General features: G+C 74.2%; 13 protein-coding genes and 1 tRNA gene. 5 read left to right on the forward strand and 9 right to left on the reverse strand.

Annotated elements, in window-relative coordinates; translation table 11 throughout:
• Positions 1–36 precede the first annotated feature (36 nt).
• Positions 37–2,574 carry a putative bifunctional diguanylate cyclase/phosphodiesterase gene (locus ACI79F_RS01575; RefSeq protein ID WP_456546243.1) on the reverse strand — a complete coding sequence of 846 codons (2,538 nt, stop codon included), beginning with the start codon at positions 2,572–2,574 and terminating at the stop codon, positions 37–39.
• 589 nt (positions 2,575–3,163) lie between these two features.
• Here ACI79F_RS01575 and ACI79F_RS01580 point away from each other — a divergent pair.
• Positions 3,164–3,601, forward strand: coding sequence for a pilus assembly protein TadG-related protein (locus ACI79F_RS01580; RefSeq protein ID WP_456546244.1), 438 nt, complete (start codon positions 3,164–3,166; stop codon positions 3,599–3,601).
• Between the two features lie 68 nt (positions 3,602–3,669).
• On the opposite strand, the gene ACI79F_RS01585 is transcribed toward ACI79F_RS01580, so the two are convergent.
• Positions 3,670–3,751, reverse strand: a tRNA-Tyr gene (locus ACI79F_RS01585).
• 91 nt (positions 3,752–3,842) lie between these two features.
• Between ACI79F_RS01585 and ACI79F_RS01590 the strand changes: the two genes are divergently transcribed.
• Positions 3,843–4,334, forward strand: a complete 492-nt coding sequence (locus ACI79F_RS01590) for a YajQ family cyclic di-GMP-binding protein (RefSeq protein ID WP_456546245.1) — start codon at positions 3,843–3,845, stop codon at positions 4,332–4,334.
• A gap of 51 nt (positions 4,335–4,385) precedes the next feature.
• Here ACI79F_RS01590 and ACI79F_RS01595 read toward each other — a convergent pair whose 3' ends face one another.
• Positions 4,386–5,282 (reverse strand): sigma-70 family RNA polymerase sigma factor, encoded by an 897-nt coding sequence (locus tag ACI79F_RS01595; RefSeq protein WP_456546246.1) that lies wholly within the window; start codon positions 5,280–5,282, stop codon positions 4,386–4,388.
• An 81-nt stretch (positions 5,283–5,363) separates the two neighbouring features.
• Between ACI79F_RS01595 and ACI79F_RS01600 the strand changes: the two genes are divergently transcribed.
• Positions 5,364–5,786: a cupin domain-containing protein gene (locus ACI79F_RS01600; RefSeq protein ID WP_456546247.1), complete on the forward strand. Its 423-nt coding sequence runs from the start codon at positions 5,364–5,366 to the stop codon at positions 5,784–5,786.
• A gap of 8 nt (positions 5,787–5,794) precedes the next feature.
• Here the strand turns inward: ACI79F_RS01600 and ACI79F_RS01605 are convergent, their stop codons facing one another.
• Together ACI79F_RS01605 and htpX are read right to left on the reverse strand one after the other, a co-directional pair.
• On the reverse strand, positions 5,795–6,592 hold the full coding sequence (locus ACI79F_RS01605) for an SGNH/GDSL hydrolase family protein (protein WP_456546248.1): 798 nt from the start codon (positions 6,590–6,592) through the stop codon (positions 5,795–5,797).
• A gap of 19 nt (positions 6,593–6,611) precedes the next feature.
• The gene (htpX, locus tag ACI79F_RS01610; RefSeq protein ID WP_456546249.1) at positions 6,612–7,490 is read right to left on the reverse strand and encodes a zinc metalloprotease HtpX; all 879 of its coding nucleotides are present in this window, start codon (positions 7,488–7,490) and stop codon (positions 6,612–6,614) included.
• Between the two features lie 245 nt (positions 7,491–7,735).
• Between htpX and ACI79F_RS01615 the strand changes: the two genes are divergently transcribed.
• Both ACI79F_RS01615 and ACI79F_RS01620 read left to right on the forward strand, forming a co-directional pair.
• On the forward strand, positions 7,736–9,667 hold the full coding sequence (locus tag ACI79F_RS01615; RefSeq protein WP_456546250.1) for a 2-oxoacid:acceptor oxidoreductase subunit alpha: 1,932 nt from the start codon (positions 7,736–7,738) through the stop codon (positions 9,665–9,667).
• Complete coding sequence (locus tag ACI79F_RS01620; protein ID WP_456546251.1) at positions 9,664–10,755, forward strand: 2-oxoacid:ferredoxin oxidoreductase subunit beta; 1,092 nt, start codon at positions 9,664–9,666, stop codon at positions 10,753–10,755. Before ACI79F_RS01615 ends, ACI79F_RS01620 begins: the two co-directional genes overlap by 4 nt.
• 57 nt (positions 10,756–10,812) lie before the next feature.
• On the opposite strand, the gene ACI79F_RS01625 is transcribed toward ACI79F_RS01620, so the two are convergent.
• The 4 genes from ACI79F_RS01625 to ACI79F_RS01640 are packed head-to-tail and all read right to left on the reverse strand — an operon-like array spanning position 10,813 to position 16,306.
• Positions 10,813–12,024 carry a PQQ-dependent sugar dehydrogenase gene (locus tag ACI79F_RS01625; RefSeq protein ID WP_456546252.1) on the reverse strand — a complete coding sequence of 404 codons (1,212 nt, stop codon included), beginning with the start codon at positions 12,022–12,024 and terminating at the stop codon, positions 10,813–10,815.
• A gap of 12 nt (positions 12,025–12,036) precedes the next feature.
• A complete protein-coding gene (locus ACI79F_RS01630; RefSeq protein WP_456546253.1) occupies positions 12,037–13,095 on the reverse strand; it encodes a polyprenyl synthetase family protein in 1,059 nt (352 codons plus the stop codon).
• Positions 13,095–14,633, reverse strand: coding sequence for an NADH-quinone oxidoreductase subunit NuoN (nuoN, locus tag ACI79F_RS01635; RefSeq protein WP_456546254.1), 1,539 nt, complete (start codon positions 14,631–14,633; stop codon positions 13,095–13,097). Before nuoN ends, ACI79F_RS01630 begins: the two co-directional genes overlap by 1 nt.
• On the reverse strand, positions 14,633–16,306 hold the full coding sequence (locus ACI79F_RS01640; protein WP_456546255.1) for an NADH-quinone oxidoreductase subunit M: 1,674 nt from the start codon (positions 16,304–16,306) through the stop codon (positions 14,633–14,635). The genes nuoN and ACI79F_RS01640 overlap by 1 nt, the downstream gene beginning before the upstream one ends.
• Between the last annotated feature and the right edge of the window lie 23 nt (positions 16,307–16,329).

Below are 16,329 nucleotides of genomic sequence, written 5' to 3' on the forward strand. Positions count from 1 at the left end.
GCCCTGTCGGCGGGGGGCACCGGCGGGTCCGGCGCGTCAGGCGCGGACGAACAGCCGCCGGTGGGTGGCGCCCGGGGCGGCCGAGCGCACACCCGCCCGGGCCAGCAGCCAGCTCTCCAGCCGGTCGTCGGGCAGCGGCCGGCTCACCAGGAAGCCCTGCAGCTTGTCGCAGCCCATCTCGGCCAGCGCGTTGCGGGTGAGCTCGTCCTCGACGCCCTCGGCGACCACCCGCAGCCCGAGGTTGTGCGCCAGCTCGATGATCGACCGGGCGATGAAGGACTCCCCCTGGCTGGTCGACATGCTCAGCACGAAGGACTTGTCGATCTTGACCTCGTCGATCGGCAGCTGCCGCAGCTGGGACAGCGACGAGTAGCCGGTGCCGAAGTCGTCCATCGACAGCCGCAGGCCCAGCGCGTGCAGGTCGGCCAGGACGGTGCTGCTGCGCACCGAGTCGTCGACCACGCTGCCCTCGGTGAGCTCCAGGGTGAGCAGCTCGCCGGGCACGCCGTGCCGGCGCAGCGCGCGGGCGACGCGCTCGACGAGGTCGGGCTCGGTGAGGCAGCGGGCGGAGAGGTTGACCGCGACCGACAGCGAGATGTCCTGGTCCAGCCACCGGCGGCAGCGGGCCAGGGCGAGGTCGAGCACGTGGTCGGTCAGCGGGCCGATCCGGCCGATCTGCTCGGCGAGGTGGATGAACTCGTCCGGGGCGACGGCGCCGTAGCGGGGGTGGGCCCACCGGACCAGGGTCTCCACCGAGACGATGTCCGACGTCCGCGCGTCGATGATCGGCTGGAAGACGACGCTGATCTGCCCCTCGGCCATCGCCTGCTCCAGCTCGGTGCCCAGCTGCAGGCGGCGCAGGCTCTGCTGGTCCAGCACCGGGTGGTAGCTGGCGACGCCCTTGCCGGGGGCGCCCGCCAGCAGCGCCACGTCGGCCCGCTGCATGAGCGTCCCCGAGTCGGCGCCGTGCACCGGCGCGGCGGCGACGCCGATGGTGAGCGTGACCTCCAGGTCCAGCCCGGCGACCCGGGCCCGGGTGGAGGTGGCCTCGCGCAGCCGGCGCGCCGCCCGCTCGGTCGCGGCCAGCGACAGCCCGGGCAGCAGGACGGCGAACTGCTCGCCCTCCATCCGCGCCAGCACCGCCGACGGCGGCGCGTGCTCGCGCAGCAGCCCCGCGGTGACCAGCAGCAGCTCGTCGCTGGCCGCGTGGCCGAGGGTGTCGACGATCTCGGTGTGGTTGTCCAGCGACGCGAGGATCAGGCCGGCGCGCGTGGTCGCCGGGTCCGCGGCCAGCAGCTGGTCGATCTCGGCGACCAGCCGCTGGCGGTTGGGCAGGCCGGTGAGCCGGTCGTGGTCGGCGTCGTAGCGGATCTGGATGAGCAGCTGCTGCTGCCGGATGGCCGCGTTGACGTGCGTGAGCATCGAGTCCAGCGCCGCGCGCTCGCCGTCGGCGAAGGTGACGAGGTCGCTGCGCCGGTCGCACACCTCGAGGTAGCCGGGCTCCCCCGCCGCGGTCACGATCGGCGCGCCGAGCACCTCGGCGGCGCCGCGCCGCGCCAGGGCCGCCATCTCCGCCTCGTCCGCGCGGGCCGCGGAGATGAGCACCGCTCCCGACGAGCGCGGGTCGACCGCGCGCCGGCGCACGAGGTCCTCGGAGTCCCCCGGGCCGTCGTACCAGGCCGCGCCGTCCTCGGCGTCGACGATCAGCCGCGGCTCCTGCTCCAGGTAGGGCGGCAGCCACAGGGCCACCCGCTCGGCGTTGAGCAGCTCGCGCACCGCCGCGACCATCTCCCGCACGCCGGCATCGTCGGGGCTGAGCGCCTCCACCCGCCGGGCGAAGTCGTAGACCTGCTCGACCGTCCGCCGCTCGTGGGAGACCGCCGCGAACCGCCGGAAGAGGAGGACGACGGCGGCGACCACCGGCAGCATGAGCAGGGCCGCCCAGGCCGTGAGCGGCAGCAGCAGCATCGTCACGACCGCGACCGAGACGGCGAAGGGCCCCACGACGGCGATCGGCAGCAGCAGCTCGGTGCGGACGCTGGCCGCCGACGGGCCGCCGCTCAGCCGGATGGCCGCGGCCACCATGACCGTGCTGGCCACGTCCGCGGCGCCGACCGCCACGACCAGCGAGAGCCAGGAGACCGGGTCGGTCAGCTCGGTGAAGGGCAGCAGCTGCAGCAGCGCCACCGCGACCGCGGCCTCGACGCCGTAGACCGCCAGGTTGTAGACGGCCTTGGCCGGCGAGTACGGCCGGAGCGCGTAGAGGACGGCGAGGGCCGCGGCGCGGGCCAGGGCGACCCACACCCCGCCCAGCTCGACGAGGGCGATCGCCAGCCCGAACTCGCTGACCTGCCAGCGGTGCGTCTGCTGCCGCACCTCGATGTGCAGCTCGCACCGCTCGGCCACGACGAAGGCCACGACGACGAAGAGGAAGGGCACCAGGCGGAACTCGCCGGGCGCGCCGGAGAAGACGAGCAGGCAGACCAGCGCCGCGAACACGCTGCCGCCACCCGCGATCACGGAAGGCGGGAGCGGCGCCGGGAGGCGCGCCCACGCAGCCTCGAACCTGGTCACCGGCACCTGCTCGCGAGGAGGGGAGAGAGCGGCGCCGAGGCTAACAGCGCTCCGGGGGTCCAGGAACGGATCCAACCCGAAGGGGGTGGGCGGCCGGCGGCCGCCCACCCCGGGCACTCATGTGGTGGCGGTCAGCGACCCCAGGCCGACCCGCGCCCCCACGCCGACCCGCGGCCCCATGCGGACCCCCGGCCCCAGGCCGACCCGCGACCCCACGCCGAACCCATCGCACGCTTGCTGCTCATGACGCCTCCTCAGGCATGAAGAACTTGGCTCTCTTCGATGCGGGCTTCACCCGGGGCGCGGGGGCAGAGCGTCAGTCGGTGTACGGACCGCACCCGGGACATTGCTTCCCGTCACTCGTTCGGGGCAAGCACCGTCGATCACGATGGCGTGACGCGCCGTTATGTCGTCACGGTGTGTCACGGATATTCACGGATCGGTCACCCGTTGGCGTGACGGGTGGTGCCCCTGTGTCCCGGCCGCCGTCCACAGGCCCCGCCGCGGGGCGCCGCGGGTGGCCGGCGGCCGTCCACATCCCTCCCCAGCGGGATCCACAGGACGGGGACGGCGACCTACGCTGCGCTGCGTGCGGGAGGCTGGAGGGTCGGCGGGCGAACGCGGGTCGTCGCTGCCGCTGGTCCTCGTCTGCTGGCTGGTCGCGGCGCTCATGGCGCTGGGCGCCGTCGCCGCGTCGGACGCGTTCCTCGAGCAGCAGTCGGTGCAGGCGGTCTGCGACGCGGCGGCCCTCGCCGCCGCCAACCGGGCCGACGAGGCCGCCGTCTACGCGGCCGGACTCGGGGGCGGCACGCTGCCCCTCACGCGGGCCGGTGCGCAGGCTGCCGTCGCCGACTCGCTGGCCGCCGGCGACACCGCCCTGGACTCCTGGTCGGCGGAGACCGACGGCGTCGAGGTCACGGTGCGGTGCACGCGGCACGTGGAGATCGCGTTCGGCTGGCTGTTCCTCGGGGGGCGGCCGCTGGAGCGCTCCGCCGTGGCGAGCGCGCGGGCGCCGACGGTCCCCTGAGCGGCGCGGCCGGCCACGGACGGCGAGCGGCCCCCGACCGCGAGGGTCGGGGGCCGCTGACGTACCGGTGGCGGGTGAAGGATTCGAACCTTCGTAGGCTAAGCCGACGGATTTACAGTCCGCTCCCATTGGCCACTCGGGCAACCCGCCGTGGTGGTACCGGGAAGAGAGTACAAGACGGGCCGGGCCCGTCCGCCGGGTGCTCCCGGCGGGTCGCCGGCCGCAGGAGGGAGGAGGGGACGTGGCCGACTCGTCCTTCGACGTCGTCAGCAAGGTCGACCGCCAGGAGGTCGACAACGCGCTCAACCAGGCGGGCAAGGAGCTCGCCCAGCGGTTCGACTTCCGCGGCACCAACGCCACCATCGCCTGGGCCGGCGAGGAGGGCGTCACCCTCAGCGCCGACACCGAGGAGCGCGTCACCGCCGCGCTGGAGGTGTTCAAGGAGAAGCTGGTCAAGCGGAACATCTCGCTGAAGTCCCTGGACGCCGGCGACCCGCAGTCCTCCGGCAAGTCGTACAAGATCTCCGCCCGCATCAAGCAGGGCATCGAGTCCGACGTCGCCAAGAAGATCGCCAAGCTGATCCGGGACGAGGGCCCCAAGGGCGTCCAGGCCCAGATCCAGGGCGACCAGCTGCGGGTCAGCGGCAAGAAGCGCGACGACCTGCAGGCGGTGCAGCAGCTGCTGCGGGGCGCGGACCTCGACGTCGCCCTGCAGTTCGACAACTACCGCTGAGCCGGCGCGGCCCGGGCCCCCGCGGACGGGGCGCCCGGGCCGGCGGCCCGCTCAGGGCTCGAGCAGCACCACGTCGAGCGCCTCGAGGACGGCCGGGTCGGAGACCACCTCAACGGCGGTGACCGTCCCGCCGGTGACGACGAACTCCAGCGCCCCGCGCACCCGGCCGTCCGGGGTGAAGACGGCGCCGGGGGCGCCGTCGACCAGGGCCGCGCGAGCGGCCCGCGCGGCGCCGAGGAAGGCGCGCGCGACCGCGTCGCGGCCGCGCAGCCGGTCGACCCCGCCGAGGGCCGGGATGGCGCCGTCGGCGCGGAGCACGACGCCCGGGTCCAGCACGCGCAGCAAGCCCGCGAGGTCGCCACCGCGCGCCGCGGCCAGGAACGCGCGGACCACCTCCTGCCGGCGCCGGAGGTCGGCCGGGCCGGCCGGGTCCGCCCGCCCGTCCGGTGCCGCGGCCTGCACCCGCCGCCGGGCGCGGCTGGCCAGCTGCCGGACGGCGGCCGGGCTGCGGTCGAGGACGCCGGCGACCTCCTCGAATGGCACGGCGAAGAGGTCGTGCAGCACGAAGGCGAGCCGCTCCGGCGGCGTGAGGGCGTCCAGGACGACGGCGAGCGCCCGGCCGACGGAGTCGGTGAGCACCGCCTCGGCCTCCGGCTCGGGCCCGCCGTGCGCGTCCGCCGCCCCCGGGCCCAGCCGCTCCTCGCGCCGGGCGCCGCGGCGCCGCAGCACGTCCAGGCAGATCCGGCCGACGACGGTGGTCAGCCAGCCGCCGAGGTCGACGACGCCCTCGGCCCCCGTCCGCTGCAGGCGCAGCCACGCCTCCTGCACGGCGTCGTCCGCCTCGTCCGGGGAGCCGAGCACGCGGTGCGCCACCGCCCGCAGGTGCGCGCGGTGCGCCTCGAACTGCTCGGCGAGCAGCCGGTCGGCCCGCGTCGCGTCTGCGCCCACCCGTCACATCCTCGCGCCGCGGCGCGTCAGGGAGGTGACGGCGCCGCCCGGCCCGTCACGATCGAGGAGAGGAGAACCGCCGTGCCCGGCCTCCAGAGCACCGTGCTCCTGCGCAGCGAGGACTCCGGCGGCGCCGTCGCCGTCGCCGAGAACGTCGTCCCGGCGCTCAGCGCGGGGCCACCGCTGCACCGCCACGACTTCGACGAGGCCTTCTACCTGCTCCGCGGCGAGCTCGTCTTCCGGGTCGGCGACGAGCTCCTGACCCGCACGGCGGGGCAGCTGGCCTTCGCCCCGCGCGGCGTCCCGCACGCGCTCGCCAACCGCCGCGACGAGCCGGCGCGGTACCTGCTCGTGTGCACGCCCGCGGGGTTCGAGCGCTCCCTGGCCCGGGCGGCCGCGCGCGCGACGGGGACCGAGCCGCCGCCGTGGGCGCTGGGGCCGCTGCCGGAGGTGGTGCCGCTCGGGCCGCCGATCCCCCGCGAGCTCCTCGACCGGCTGGGGTGACCCGGGGCTCAGGCCAGCGGCGCGGCGTCGGCGGGCACCGGCGTGACCGGCACCCAGCCGAGGTGCTTGCCGGTGCGGGCGTCGCCGGAGGACCGGCCGCGCAGGTGGCGCCCCACCCACGGCAGCACGTGCTCGCGGTAGTACCGGGCCTCGACCAGCACCCGGCGCGGCGCGTCGGGGCCCGGGTCGACGGCGGAGGCGGCGACGTCGTGGCCGAGCGCGGCGAGCACCAGCGAGGCGACGCGGCGGTGGCCGGCCGGGCCCAGGTGCAGCCGGTCGGGCGACCAGTAGGCCGCACGGTGCAGCTCGGTGTCGGCGAAGGCGTTGACGAACGTCACCCCGGGCCGCGCCGCGACGTCCTCCAGCGCGTCGGTGAGTTGGGCGGCGCGGCGGCGCATCGTCCGGCCGAACGGCAACCGGTCGGAGGGGTCGGCGCCGCTGACCAGCACCAGCCGGACCCCGGCCCCGACGACCCGGCGGACGGCCTGCTCGGTCAGCTCGACCAGCCGGGCGGCGTCGACGCCGGGCCGCATGATGTCGTTGCCGCCGCCGTTGAAGGTCATCAGCGTGGGAGCCGGCTCCAGCGCGAGCGCCGCGGGGACCTGGTCGGTGACGATCGGCTCGAGCAGCCGGCCGCGGACGGCGAGGTTGGCGTACCCGACCGGCCCGTCGGTGGCCGCGGCGAGCCCACCGGCGACCAGGTCGGCCCAGCCGCGGACGGCGCCGTCGGCGAGCTCGTCCCCGACCCCCTCGGTGAAGCTGTCCCCGACCGCCACGTACCGCACCGCACCGTCCGCCGTCCGCACGGCGAGCCAGGGTAGGCAGTCAGAGCTGGCCCTGCTCCCGGGCCATCTGCTCCAGCCGGGCGATCCGCTCGGGCATCGGTGGGTGGGTGGAGAACCAGGAGGCGAGACCCTGGCCGCGGAACGGGTTGGCGATCATCAGGTGGCTCTGGGTGACCAGCCGGTCGTCCTGCGGCAGCGGCCGCGCACCCGCGCCCCGCTCGATCTTGCGCAGCGCCGAGGCCAGCGCCAGCGGGTCCTGGGAGAGCTGGGCGCCGGTGGCGTCGGCCTGGTACTCCCGGCTGCGGCTGACGGCCATCTGCACGAGCCCGGCGGCCAGCGGGCCGAGGAACACGAGCAGCAGCGCGCCGAGGGCGTTGCCGCCGCCGCGGTCGTCCTCGGACCGGCCGCCGAACAGCGAGGCGAACATCGCCATGTGCGCCAGGTAGGTGATCACGGTGGCCATCGCGCCGGCGACGGAGCTGATCAGGATGTCGCGGTTGTAGACGTGCGACAGCTCGTGCGCGAGCACCCCGCGCAGCTCCCGCCGGTCCAGCAGCTCGAGGATCCCCTGGGTGCAGCAGACCGCCGCGTTGCGCGGGTTGCGCCCGGTGGCGAAGGCGTTGGGCTGGTCGGTGGGGCTGACGTACAGCCGCGGCATCGGCTGGCGGGCCTCGGTGGCCAGGTCCCGGACGATGGCGTAGAGCTGCGGGGCCTGGGTCTCGGTCACCGGGAACGCCCGCATCGCGCGCAGCGCCAGTCTGTCGGAGTTGAAGTAGGCGAAGCCGTTCACGGCCAGGGCGATCACCAGGGCGATCGCCAACCCCCCGCGGCCGCCGATCAGGGCGCCGGCGGCGAGGATGAGCCCGCCCATGAGGCCCAGCAACAGGGCCGTCTTCAGCGCGTTGTTCCAGCGGTGCACGCCCGGGTCAACGCCGTCCGGGAGGACGCCGTTCCCCGCCGACCGGCCCCGGGGTACCGCTCTCCCGTGCGCCGCCACCCCTCCCCAGCACGGATATCTGCGCATAGAATCAGGAGAGGGACTCCCGTTGTCTCGGTTCGCGTGACAGGATCTCGCCATGCGTGACGCAGCGATCGAGAGTGTGCGATTCCACACCTCCGGTACGTCACCTACACGTAACCTCGCCCGGTGGAGGTAGACCACTGATGACTGCGACCGACCCGGCCGTGACGGCGGGCAGCTCGGCTCCTGGCGGCCTCGTGAAGAGCGTCGTCGAACTCGACCGTGTGGTCATCCGGCTCGCCGGTGACTCGGGCGACGGGATGCAGCTGACCGGCAACCGCTTCACGAGCGAGACCGCGTCCTTCGGCAACGACCTGTCGACGCTGCCCAACTTCCCCGCCGAGATCCGCGCGCCGACGGGGACCCTGCCGGGGGTCAGCAGCTTCCAGCTGCACTTCGCCGACCACGACATCATGACGCCGGGCGACGCCCCCGACGTCCTCGTGGCGATGAACCCGGCCGCGCTCAAGGCGAACCTCGCCGACCTGCCCGGCGGCGGGCTGCTCATCCTCGACTCCGACGAGTTCACCCCGCGCAACCTGGCGAAGGTCGGCTACGCGACCAACCCGATCGAGGACGGGTCGCTCGAGGGGTGGCAGACCGTCAGCGTGCCGCTGACCAGCATGACGCTGGACGCGCTCGCCGACTCGGGCCTGGGCAAGAAGGAGGCCGAGCGGAGCAAGAACATGTTCACGCTCGGCCTGCTCTCGTGGATGTACCACCGGCCGACCGAGGGCACGATCCGCTTCCTCGAGCGCCAGTTCCGCCGCAAGCCCGAGATCGCCGCGGCCAACATCGCCGCCTTCCGGGCCGGCTACAACTACGGCGAGACCACCGAGGCGTTCGCGGTCTCCTACGAGATCAAGCCCGCCCCGATGGCGCCGGGGACCTACCGCAACATCTCCGGCAACCAGGCGTTGTCCCTCGGCCTCGTCGCGGCCGGTCAGCGCTCGGGCCTGCCGGTCTTCCTCGGCGCCTACCCGATCACGCCGGCGTCGGACGTCCTCCACGAGCTGTCCAAGCACAAGGCCTTCGGTGTCCGCACCTTCCAGGCCGAGGACGAGATCGCCGGCGTCGCGTCGGCGATCGGCGCCTCCTTCGGCGGCGCGCTCGGCGTGACGACGACCTCGGGCCCGGGCATCTCGCTCAAGTCCGAGGCCATCGGCCTGGCGGTGATGATCGAGCTGCCGCTGGTCGTGGTGGACGTGCAGCGCGGCGGGCCCTCCACCGGCCTGCCGACCAAGACCGAGCAGTCGGACCTGCTGCAGTCGATGTTCGGCCGCAACGGCGAGGCGCCGCTGCCCGTCGTCGCCCCGCGCTCCCCCGGCGACTGCTTCGACGCCGCCATCGAGGCCGCGCGGATCGCGCTCACCTACCGCACCCCGGTGATCCTGCTGTCCGACGGCTACCTGGCCAACGGCGCCGAGCCGTGGGCGGTCCCCAGGAGCGACGAGCTGCCGGACCTGCGGGTGGAGTTCGCCACGACGCCCAACGGCGAGGACGGCGAGTTCCTCCCCTACCTGCGCGACGAGGAGACCCTGGCCCGGCCGTGGGCCATCCCCGGCACCGCGGGCATGCAGCACCGCGTGGGCGGGCTGGAGAAGGCCGACCGCACCGGCAACATCTCCTACGACCCCGCCAACCACGACTTCATGACCCGCACGCGGCAGGCGAAGATCGACGGCATCGCCGCGACGATCCCGCCCACCGACGTCGACGACCCCGACGGCGACGCGCGCGTGGCCGTCATCGGCTGGGGCTCGACCTACGGGCCGATCGGGGCCGCCTGCCGGCGGATCCGGCGGTCCGGCCGCAAGGTCGCGCAGCTCCACCTGCGCCACCTCAACCCCTTCCCGGCGGACCTCGGCGAGGTGCTGCGGCGCTACGACCGCGTGATCTGCCCCGAGATGAACCTCGGCCAGCTCGCGATGCTGCTGCGCGCGAAGTACCTGGTCGACGTCCAGAGCCACACGCAGGTGCGCGGGCTGCCCTTCCGGGCCGCCGAGCTCGCCGCCGTCGTCCAGGACGTCATCGACTCCACCACTCCGTCTGCCAGCACCGGAGGCACCCAGTGAGCACCATCGACCTCGGCATGCCGCTCGAGGGCCCCATCGCCGACGCCATCGCGTCATCGGTGGCGACCAACGGGGAGAAGCAGACCGCGCTCAAGGCCAAGGACTTCAAGACCGACCAGGAGGTGCGCTGGTGCCCGGGTTGCGGTGACTACGTCATCCTCAACGCGGTCCAGAGCTTCCTGCCGGCCCTGGGCATCGCCCGCGAGGACATGGTCATCGTGTCCGGGATCGGCTGCTCCTCCCGTTTCCCGTACTACATGAACACCTACGGGATGCACTCGATCCACGGCCGCGCGCCGGCGATCGCCACCGGCCTGGCCGCCTCCCGCCCCGACCTGTCGGTGTGGGTGGTGACCGGGGACGGCGACTCGTTGTCGATCGGCGGCAACCACCTGATCCACGCGCTGCGCCGCAACGTCAACATCAAGATCCTGCTGTTCAACAACCGGATCTACGGGCTGACCAAGGGCCAGTACTCGCCCACCTCCGAGGTCGGCAAGGTCACCAAGTCCACGCCGATGGGCTCGCTGGACCACCCGTTCAACCCGGTGTCGCTGGCGATCGGCGCGGAGGCCACCTTCGTCGGCCGGGCCATGGACTCCGACCGCAAGGGCCTGACCGACGTGCTGCGCCAGGCGGCCGAGCACCAGGGCACGGCGCTGGTGGAGATCTACCAGAACTGCAACATCTTCAACGACGGCGCCTTCGACCTGCTCAAGGACCCGTCGACCGGGGTGCAGTGGTCGATCCCGCTGGTCGACGGCCAGCCGCTGGTGTTCGGGCCCGAGGGCGCCTCCTGCGTCGTCCGCGACGAGTGGGGCGGCCTGCGGATCGCCGAGACCAACCAGGTGCGCCCGGAGGAGATCGTCGTCCACGATGCGCACCGGGAGGACCCGGCGTACGCGTTCGCGCTGTCCCGGCTGTCCAGCCAGGACCTGCGCTACACGCCGATGGGCGTCTTCCGCTCCGTGCAGAAGCCGACCTACGACCGGATGATGACCGAGCAGCTGGACGCCGCGACCGCGGAGGGGTCGGCCGACCTCGACGCGCTCCTCGCCGGCGGCGACACCTGGACCGTCAGCGCCTGACGGTCGCGGCGCCACACGCAGGGCCGGTCCCCCTCGGGGGTCCGGCCCTGCGTCGTCTCAGGCGGGCGTGACCCGCAGCAGCCGGTCCTCCCCGTCGCCGTTGTCGGTGGTGACGTACAGGGCGCCGTCCCGGCCCAGCTGCGGGGTGCGGATCCGGCCGTGGGCGTCCTCCAGCTCGGGGACGCGGAACTGCGCGACGAGCCCGCCGTCGGCGTCGATCTCCAGCGCCAGCAGCCCGGTGTCCTTCTGCACGCCGACGACGAGCAGGCCCTCGTAGCCGCCCCACTGCCCACCGGCGAGGAAGGTGGCGCCCGAGGTCGCGATCGTCGGGTCGCCCGAGGCCCACGTCGCCGGGACGACGCCCGGCAGGGCGGGGTCGGTCATCGGCACGCTCTCGTCGTAGCCGCCGTCCTCCCCGTCGGGGTCGTAGCCGCCGTTGGCGCCCGGCGACAGCAGGGTCACCTCGTCGTCGCGGTCGGTGCCCTGCTCGACGGCGTAGACCTGCCCGGAGCCCGGCCGCACGGCCAGTCCCTGCACGTTGCGCTGCCCGTAGGTCCACACCAGCGGCGAGGCGCCGGGGCGCCCCGCGAACGGGTTGCCCGGCCAGGGCCCGCCGGTCGCGGGGTCCACGCGCAGCACCTTGCCGCCGAGCACGGCGAGGTCCTGGGCGTAGGAGCCGACGGCGTTGTCCCCGGTGCCCACGAGCAGCGCCCCGTCGGGGTCGAACCGCAGCCGGCAGCCGCCGTGCCGGCCGCTGGAGGCGTTCGCGGGCAGGTCGCCGACCAGGGGGTCGGCGACGCGGGTGGCCGCCGTCCACGCGGGGTCGATCGTCCAGGCGATCACCTGGATCTCCACCCCGCCGTCCTCCTCGACGCCCTGGCAGGTGTAGAGCCGCCGGGTGGCGTCGAACGCCGGGTCGAGCACCAGGCCCATCAGGCCCGTCTCCCCCTGCGCGTACAGGTCGTCGAAGTCGGCGGCGACCTCGACGACCTCGCCGTCGGGGCGGACGGCGGTCAGCCCTCCGGACCGCTCGTCGACCAGCAGGGTGCCGTCGGGGGCCTGGGCGACGTCCCAGGGGTGGTCGAGGCCCTCGAGGACGGTCTCGACGCGCAGGGCGGGCGCGCCCGGCTCGGCGGTGCCCGGCGCCCCGCCGGTGGCCGACCCGTCGGCGGCGCCGGACCCGCCGCCGTCCCCCGTGCACGCCCCGGCCAGCAGGAGCGCGGCCGCCATGCAGGGGCCCACCGCGAGCCTGCGAGCGGTGGGGGGCATGGGGGTCCTTCCTCAGCTGGTGCGCGTCACCACGTAGTCGCACAGCGCGGAGAGGGCCTCGCGGACCTCGCCGGGGGGCACCTCGTCCAGCCGGGCCCGCGCCCGGTCGGCGTACTCCCCCAGCACCTGCGTGGCGCGCGCCAGGGAGGCCGACGAGCGCAGCAGGGCCAGCGCCTCGGCGTGCTCGGCGTCGTCGGTCACCGGGGCGGCGACGAGCTCGCGCAGCCGGGCCTCGGCCGGGTCGTCGCCGGCGAGCGCGAACAGCACGGGCAGCGTGGCGATGCCCTCCCGCAGGTCGGTGCCGGGCGACTTCCCGGAGGCGCCGCCCTCGCTGACGATGTCCAGCAGGTCGTCCGACAGCTGGAAGGCGACGCCCACCTCCTCGCCGAACGCCGTCAGCGACTCCACCAGGGCCGCGTCCAGACCGGCGAACGAGGCGCCGAAGCGGGCCGCGGTGGCCACCAGCGACCCGGTCTTGTCGGCCAGCACCTCGAGGTAGTGGGTGATGGGGTCGTCGTCGGGCGCGGGGCCGACGGTCTCCCGGATCTGCCCGGTGACCAGTCGCTCGAACGTCCGCGCCTGCACCCGGACGGCCTCCGGGCCGAGGTCGGCGAGCAGGTCGGAGGCGCGCGCGAAGAGGAAGTCGCCGGTCAGGATGGCGACGCTGTTGGTCCAGCGGGTGTTGGCGCTGGGGGCGCCGCGCCGGACGGCGGCCTCGTCCATGACGTCGTCGTGGTACAGCGTCGCGAGGTGGGTGAGCTCGCAGACGACCGCCGACTCGGTGACGCCGGGCGCGGCGGGGTCGCCGAGCTGGGCGGCGAGCAGCGTCAGCACGGGCCGGAAGCGCTTCCCGCCGGCGGCCATGAGGTGGGCGGCGGCCTCCCGCACGAACGCGTGCTGGCTGTCGACGGACGCCGTCAGCGCCGCCTCCACCCGGGCGAGCCCGTCGGCGAGGGACTCGCCCAGCGCTCCCTCGGGGAGCCAGGTGCCGATCGTGGACGCCGGGGCGGACGCCCGGTGCCACACCTGGGCGGGCGGCGTGGCGTCGACTGCGGCGCGGGCTCCGGTCATCAGCCGACGAATCTAGCCGCCTGGCCTGCGAGGTCGAGCACCGACCCGGGCACGATCCCCAGCACGAGGGTGGCCGCGGCGGTCACCGCGAGCACGATCGTGGTGGGCAGCCCGGGCACGCCGACCGTGGGGCCGTCCGCCGCCGGCTCGGAGAAGTACATGAGGACGACGACCCGCAGGTAGAAGAACGCGGCCACGGCGCTGGCCAGCAGGGCGACCACGGCCAGCGGCCAGGCGCCGTCGTCGATCGCGGCCCGGAACACCGCGAACTTGCCGGTGAAGCCGCTGGTGAGCGGGATGCCGGCCAGGGCGAGCAGGAACAGCGTCATGATCGCGGCGACCAGCGGCGAGCGCTGCGCCAGGCCGGCCCAGGCCGACAGGTGGGTGGCCTCCCCGTCGCCGTCGCGGACCAGCGTGAGCACCGCGAAGGCGCCCAGCGTGGTCAGCCCGTAGACCAGCAGGTAGAAGAGCGTGGCGGCCAGGCCGGGGCTGTCGCCGGTGGCGTCGAAGCCGATGACGCCGGTCAGCAGGAAGCCCGCGTGCGCGATGGAGGAGTAGGCGAGCATCCGCTTGAGGTCGGTCTGCGTGAGCCCCAGGACGGCGCCGACGATCATCGACACGATCGCGATGCCGTAGACCAGCGGCCGCCAGGTCCACTCGTCGGTGCCGAAGCCGACGTAGAGCAGCCGCAGGATGGCGCCGAACGCGGCGACCTTCGTGCAGGCGGCCATGAAGGCGGTCACCGGGGTGGGCGCGCCCTGGTAGACGTCCGGCGTCCAGGTGTGGAAGGGCGCGACGCTGGCCTTGAACATGAGGCCCACGATCAGCAGCCCCAGGCCGAGGACGAGCAGGACGTCGCCGCCCTCGGCGGTCACCGCCTCGGAGATCGTCGACAGCCGGACGCTGCCCGCGGCGCCGTAGACCAGCGCGAGGCCGTAGAGGAAGAACGCCGAGGCGAAGGCGCCCAGCAGGAAGTACTTGACCGCCGCCTCCTGGGACAGCAGCCGCCGGCGCCGGGCCAGGCCGCTGATCAGGTACAGCGGGAGGCTGAGCACCTCGAGCGCCACGAACATGACCAGCAGGTCGTTGGCCGCGACGAACAGCATCATGCCGCCGATCGCGAACGTGGTCAGCGGGTAGACCTCGGTCTGCACCCGGGTCGCGGTGAGCAGCTCCCGGTCGCGGACGCTCCCGGCCGGGACGGCGGCCTCGGCGACGAACGACGAGCGCGCCGGGTCCAGCGCGCGCTCGGCGAACAGCAGGATCGACAGGGCGCCGAGCCCGGCGATGGTGGCCTGCAGGAAGAGCCCGGCGCCGTCGACGGCGAGCGCCCCGGCGGCGGTGACCTCCTCGGTGCCGGCCAGGAGCAGCGTGCTCACGAAGCCGCCCACGGTGCCGACGAGCGCGAGGGCGACCTGGACCGGGTGGCGGGAGTCGCGCGGCGCGAAGGCCTCGACGATCACGCCGATGCAGGCCGCGCCGAACACGAACAGCAGCGGCGCCAGGGCCGCCAGCGAGAGGTCCGGTGCCTCGATCATCAGTTCCCCGCCTCCGTCTCGGCACCGGTGCTGTCGACCTCGGGCGTCGTCCCGCCGGGGTCCCCGCCGACGTCGGAGACCGTCGCGGCGACGGCCGGCTCGACCAGGTCGATGAGCGGCTGGGGGTACACGCCCAGCACGACGATCAGCGCCACCAGCGGGGCCGCCACGGCGACCTCCCGGCGGCTGAGGTCACGCCAGCGCCGCCCCTCGGCCGGCGCGGCGGTGGCCGTCTCCGTCGCCGTCGCCGTCGCCGTCGCGCCGTGGCCGGCCGGGTCCGCCGCCGGGGCACCGGCCGGCGGCTCGCCGGCGCCGGCCAGCCCCCGGCCGTCCATCAGCCCGCGCGGCGGGCCGTGCATGGTCCGCTGGTACATGAGCAGCACGTAGAGCGCGGCCAGGATGATCCCGGCGGTGGCCAGGATCGTGAACACCGGCCGGGTCGGGTACGAGCCGATGAGCACGAGGAACTCGCTGACGAAGCTGTTGGTGCCCGGCAGCGCCAGCGAGGCGAGGCCGGCGATCAGGAACACCCCGGCCAGCGCGGGCGCCTGGGCGGCGACGCCGCCGTAGTCGGCGATCCGCCGGGACCCGCCGCGCGCGATGAGCATGCCGACGACCAGGAACAGCAGCCCGGTCGCGATGCCGTGGTTGACCATGTACAGCACGGCGCCGCTGAGGGCCTCGGTGGTGAACGCGAAGATGCCCAGCGCGATGAAGCCGAAGTGCGCGACCGAGGTGTAGGAGACCAGCCGCTTCATGTCGCTCTGGCCCATCGCCAGCAGCGCGGCGTACAGCACGCCGGCGACGGCGAGCACGAGCACGAACGGTGCGAGGTCGCGGGAGGCGTCGGGGAACAGCGGCAGGCAGTAGCGCAGGAACCCGTAGGTGCCGACCTTGTCCAGGACGCCGACGAGCAGCACGGCGCCGCCGATCGGCGCCTCGGCACCGGCGTCGGGCAGCCAGGTGTGCAGCGGCACCAGCGGCGCCTTGATCGCGAAGGCGACGAAGAACCCGAGGAAGAGCAGCTTCTGCACGTCGGGGTCGATGTCGATGGCGTTGAGCACCTCGAAGGCGAAGCTGCCCTCGCCCTGCTGCGCGCTGACCACGTACAGGCCGATCACCGCGGCGAGCATGATCAGCCCGCCGACCAGGCTGTACAGGAAGAACTTGACCGCCGCGTACTGCCGTCGCGGCCCGCCGAAGCTGCCGATCAGGAAGTACATCGGGACGAGCATCGCCTCGAAGAAGACGTAGAAGAGGAAGACGTCGGTCGCGGCGAAGACGCCGACCATCATCGCCTCGAGCAGCAGCAGCCAGGCGAAGAACGTCGTCATCGACCGCTCGCCGGTGGGCTCGTCCTCCCAGGAGGCGCCGATGACGATCGGCACCAGGACGCCGACCAGCAGCAGCATGACCAGGGCGATGCCGTCGACGCCGAGGGCGAAGGAGACCCCGAAGTCCTCGATCCAGGAGACCGAGCTGGTCAACTGGAAGCGCGGGCCGTCGGTGTCGAAGGCGGCCGTGGCCAGCACGGCGAGCAGCAGCACGAGCAGGCTCACGCCCAGCGAGACCTGCTTGGCCAGCAGCTCGCGGCCGCGCCCCAGCGCCGCCACGACCGCGGCGCCGACCGCGGGCACCGCGATCATGAGCAGCAGGAACGGGAAGTCATCCACGAGCGTGCGCCCCTCCGTACGTC

The sequence above is a fragment of the Blastococcus sp. SYSU D00868 genome (assembly GCF_054050575.1).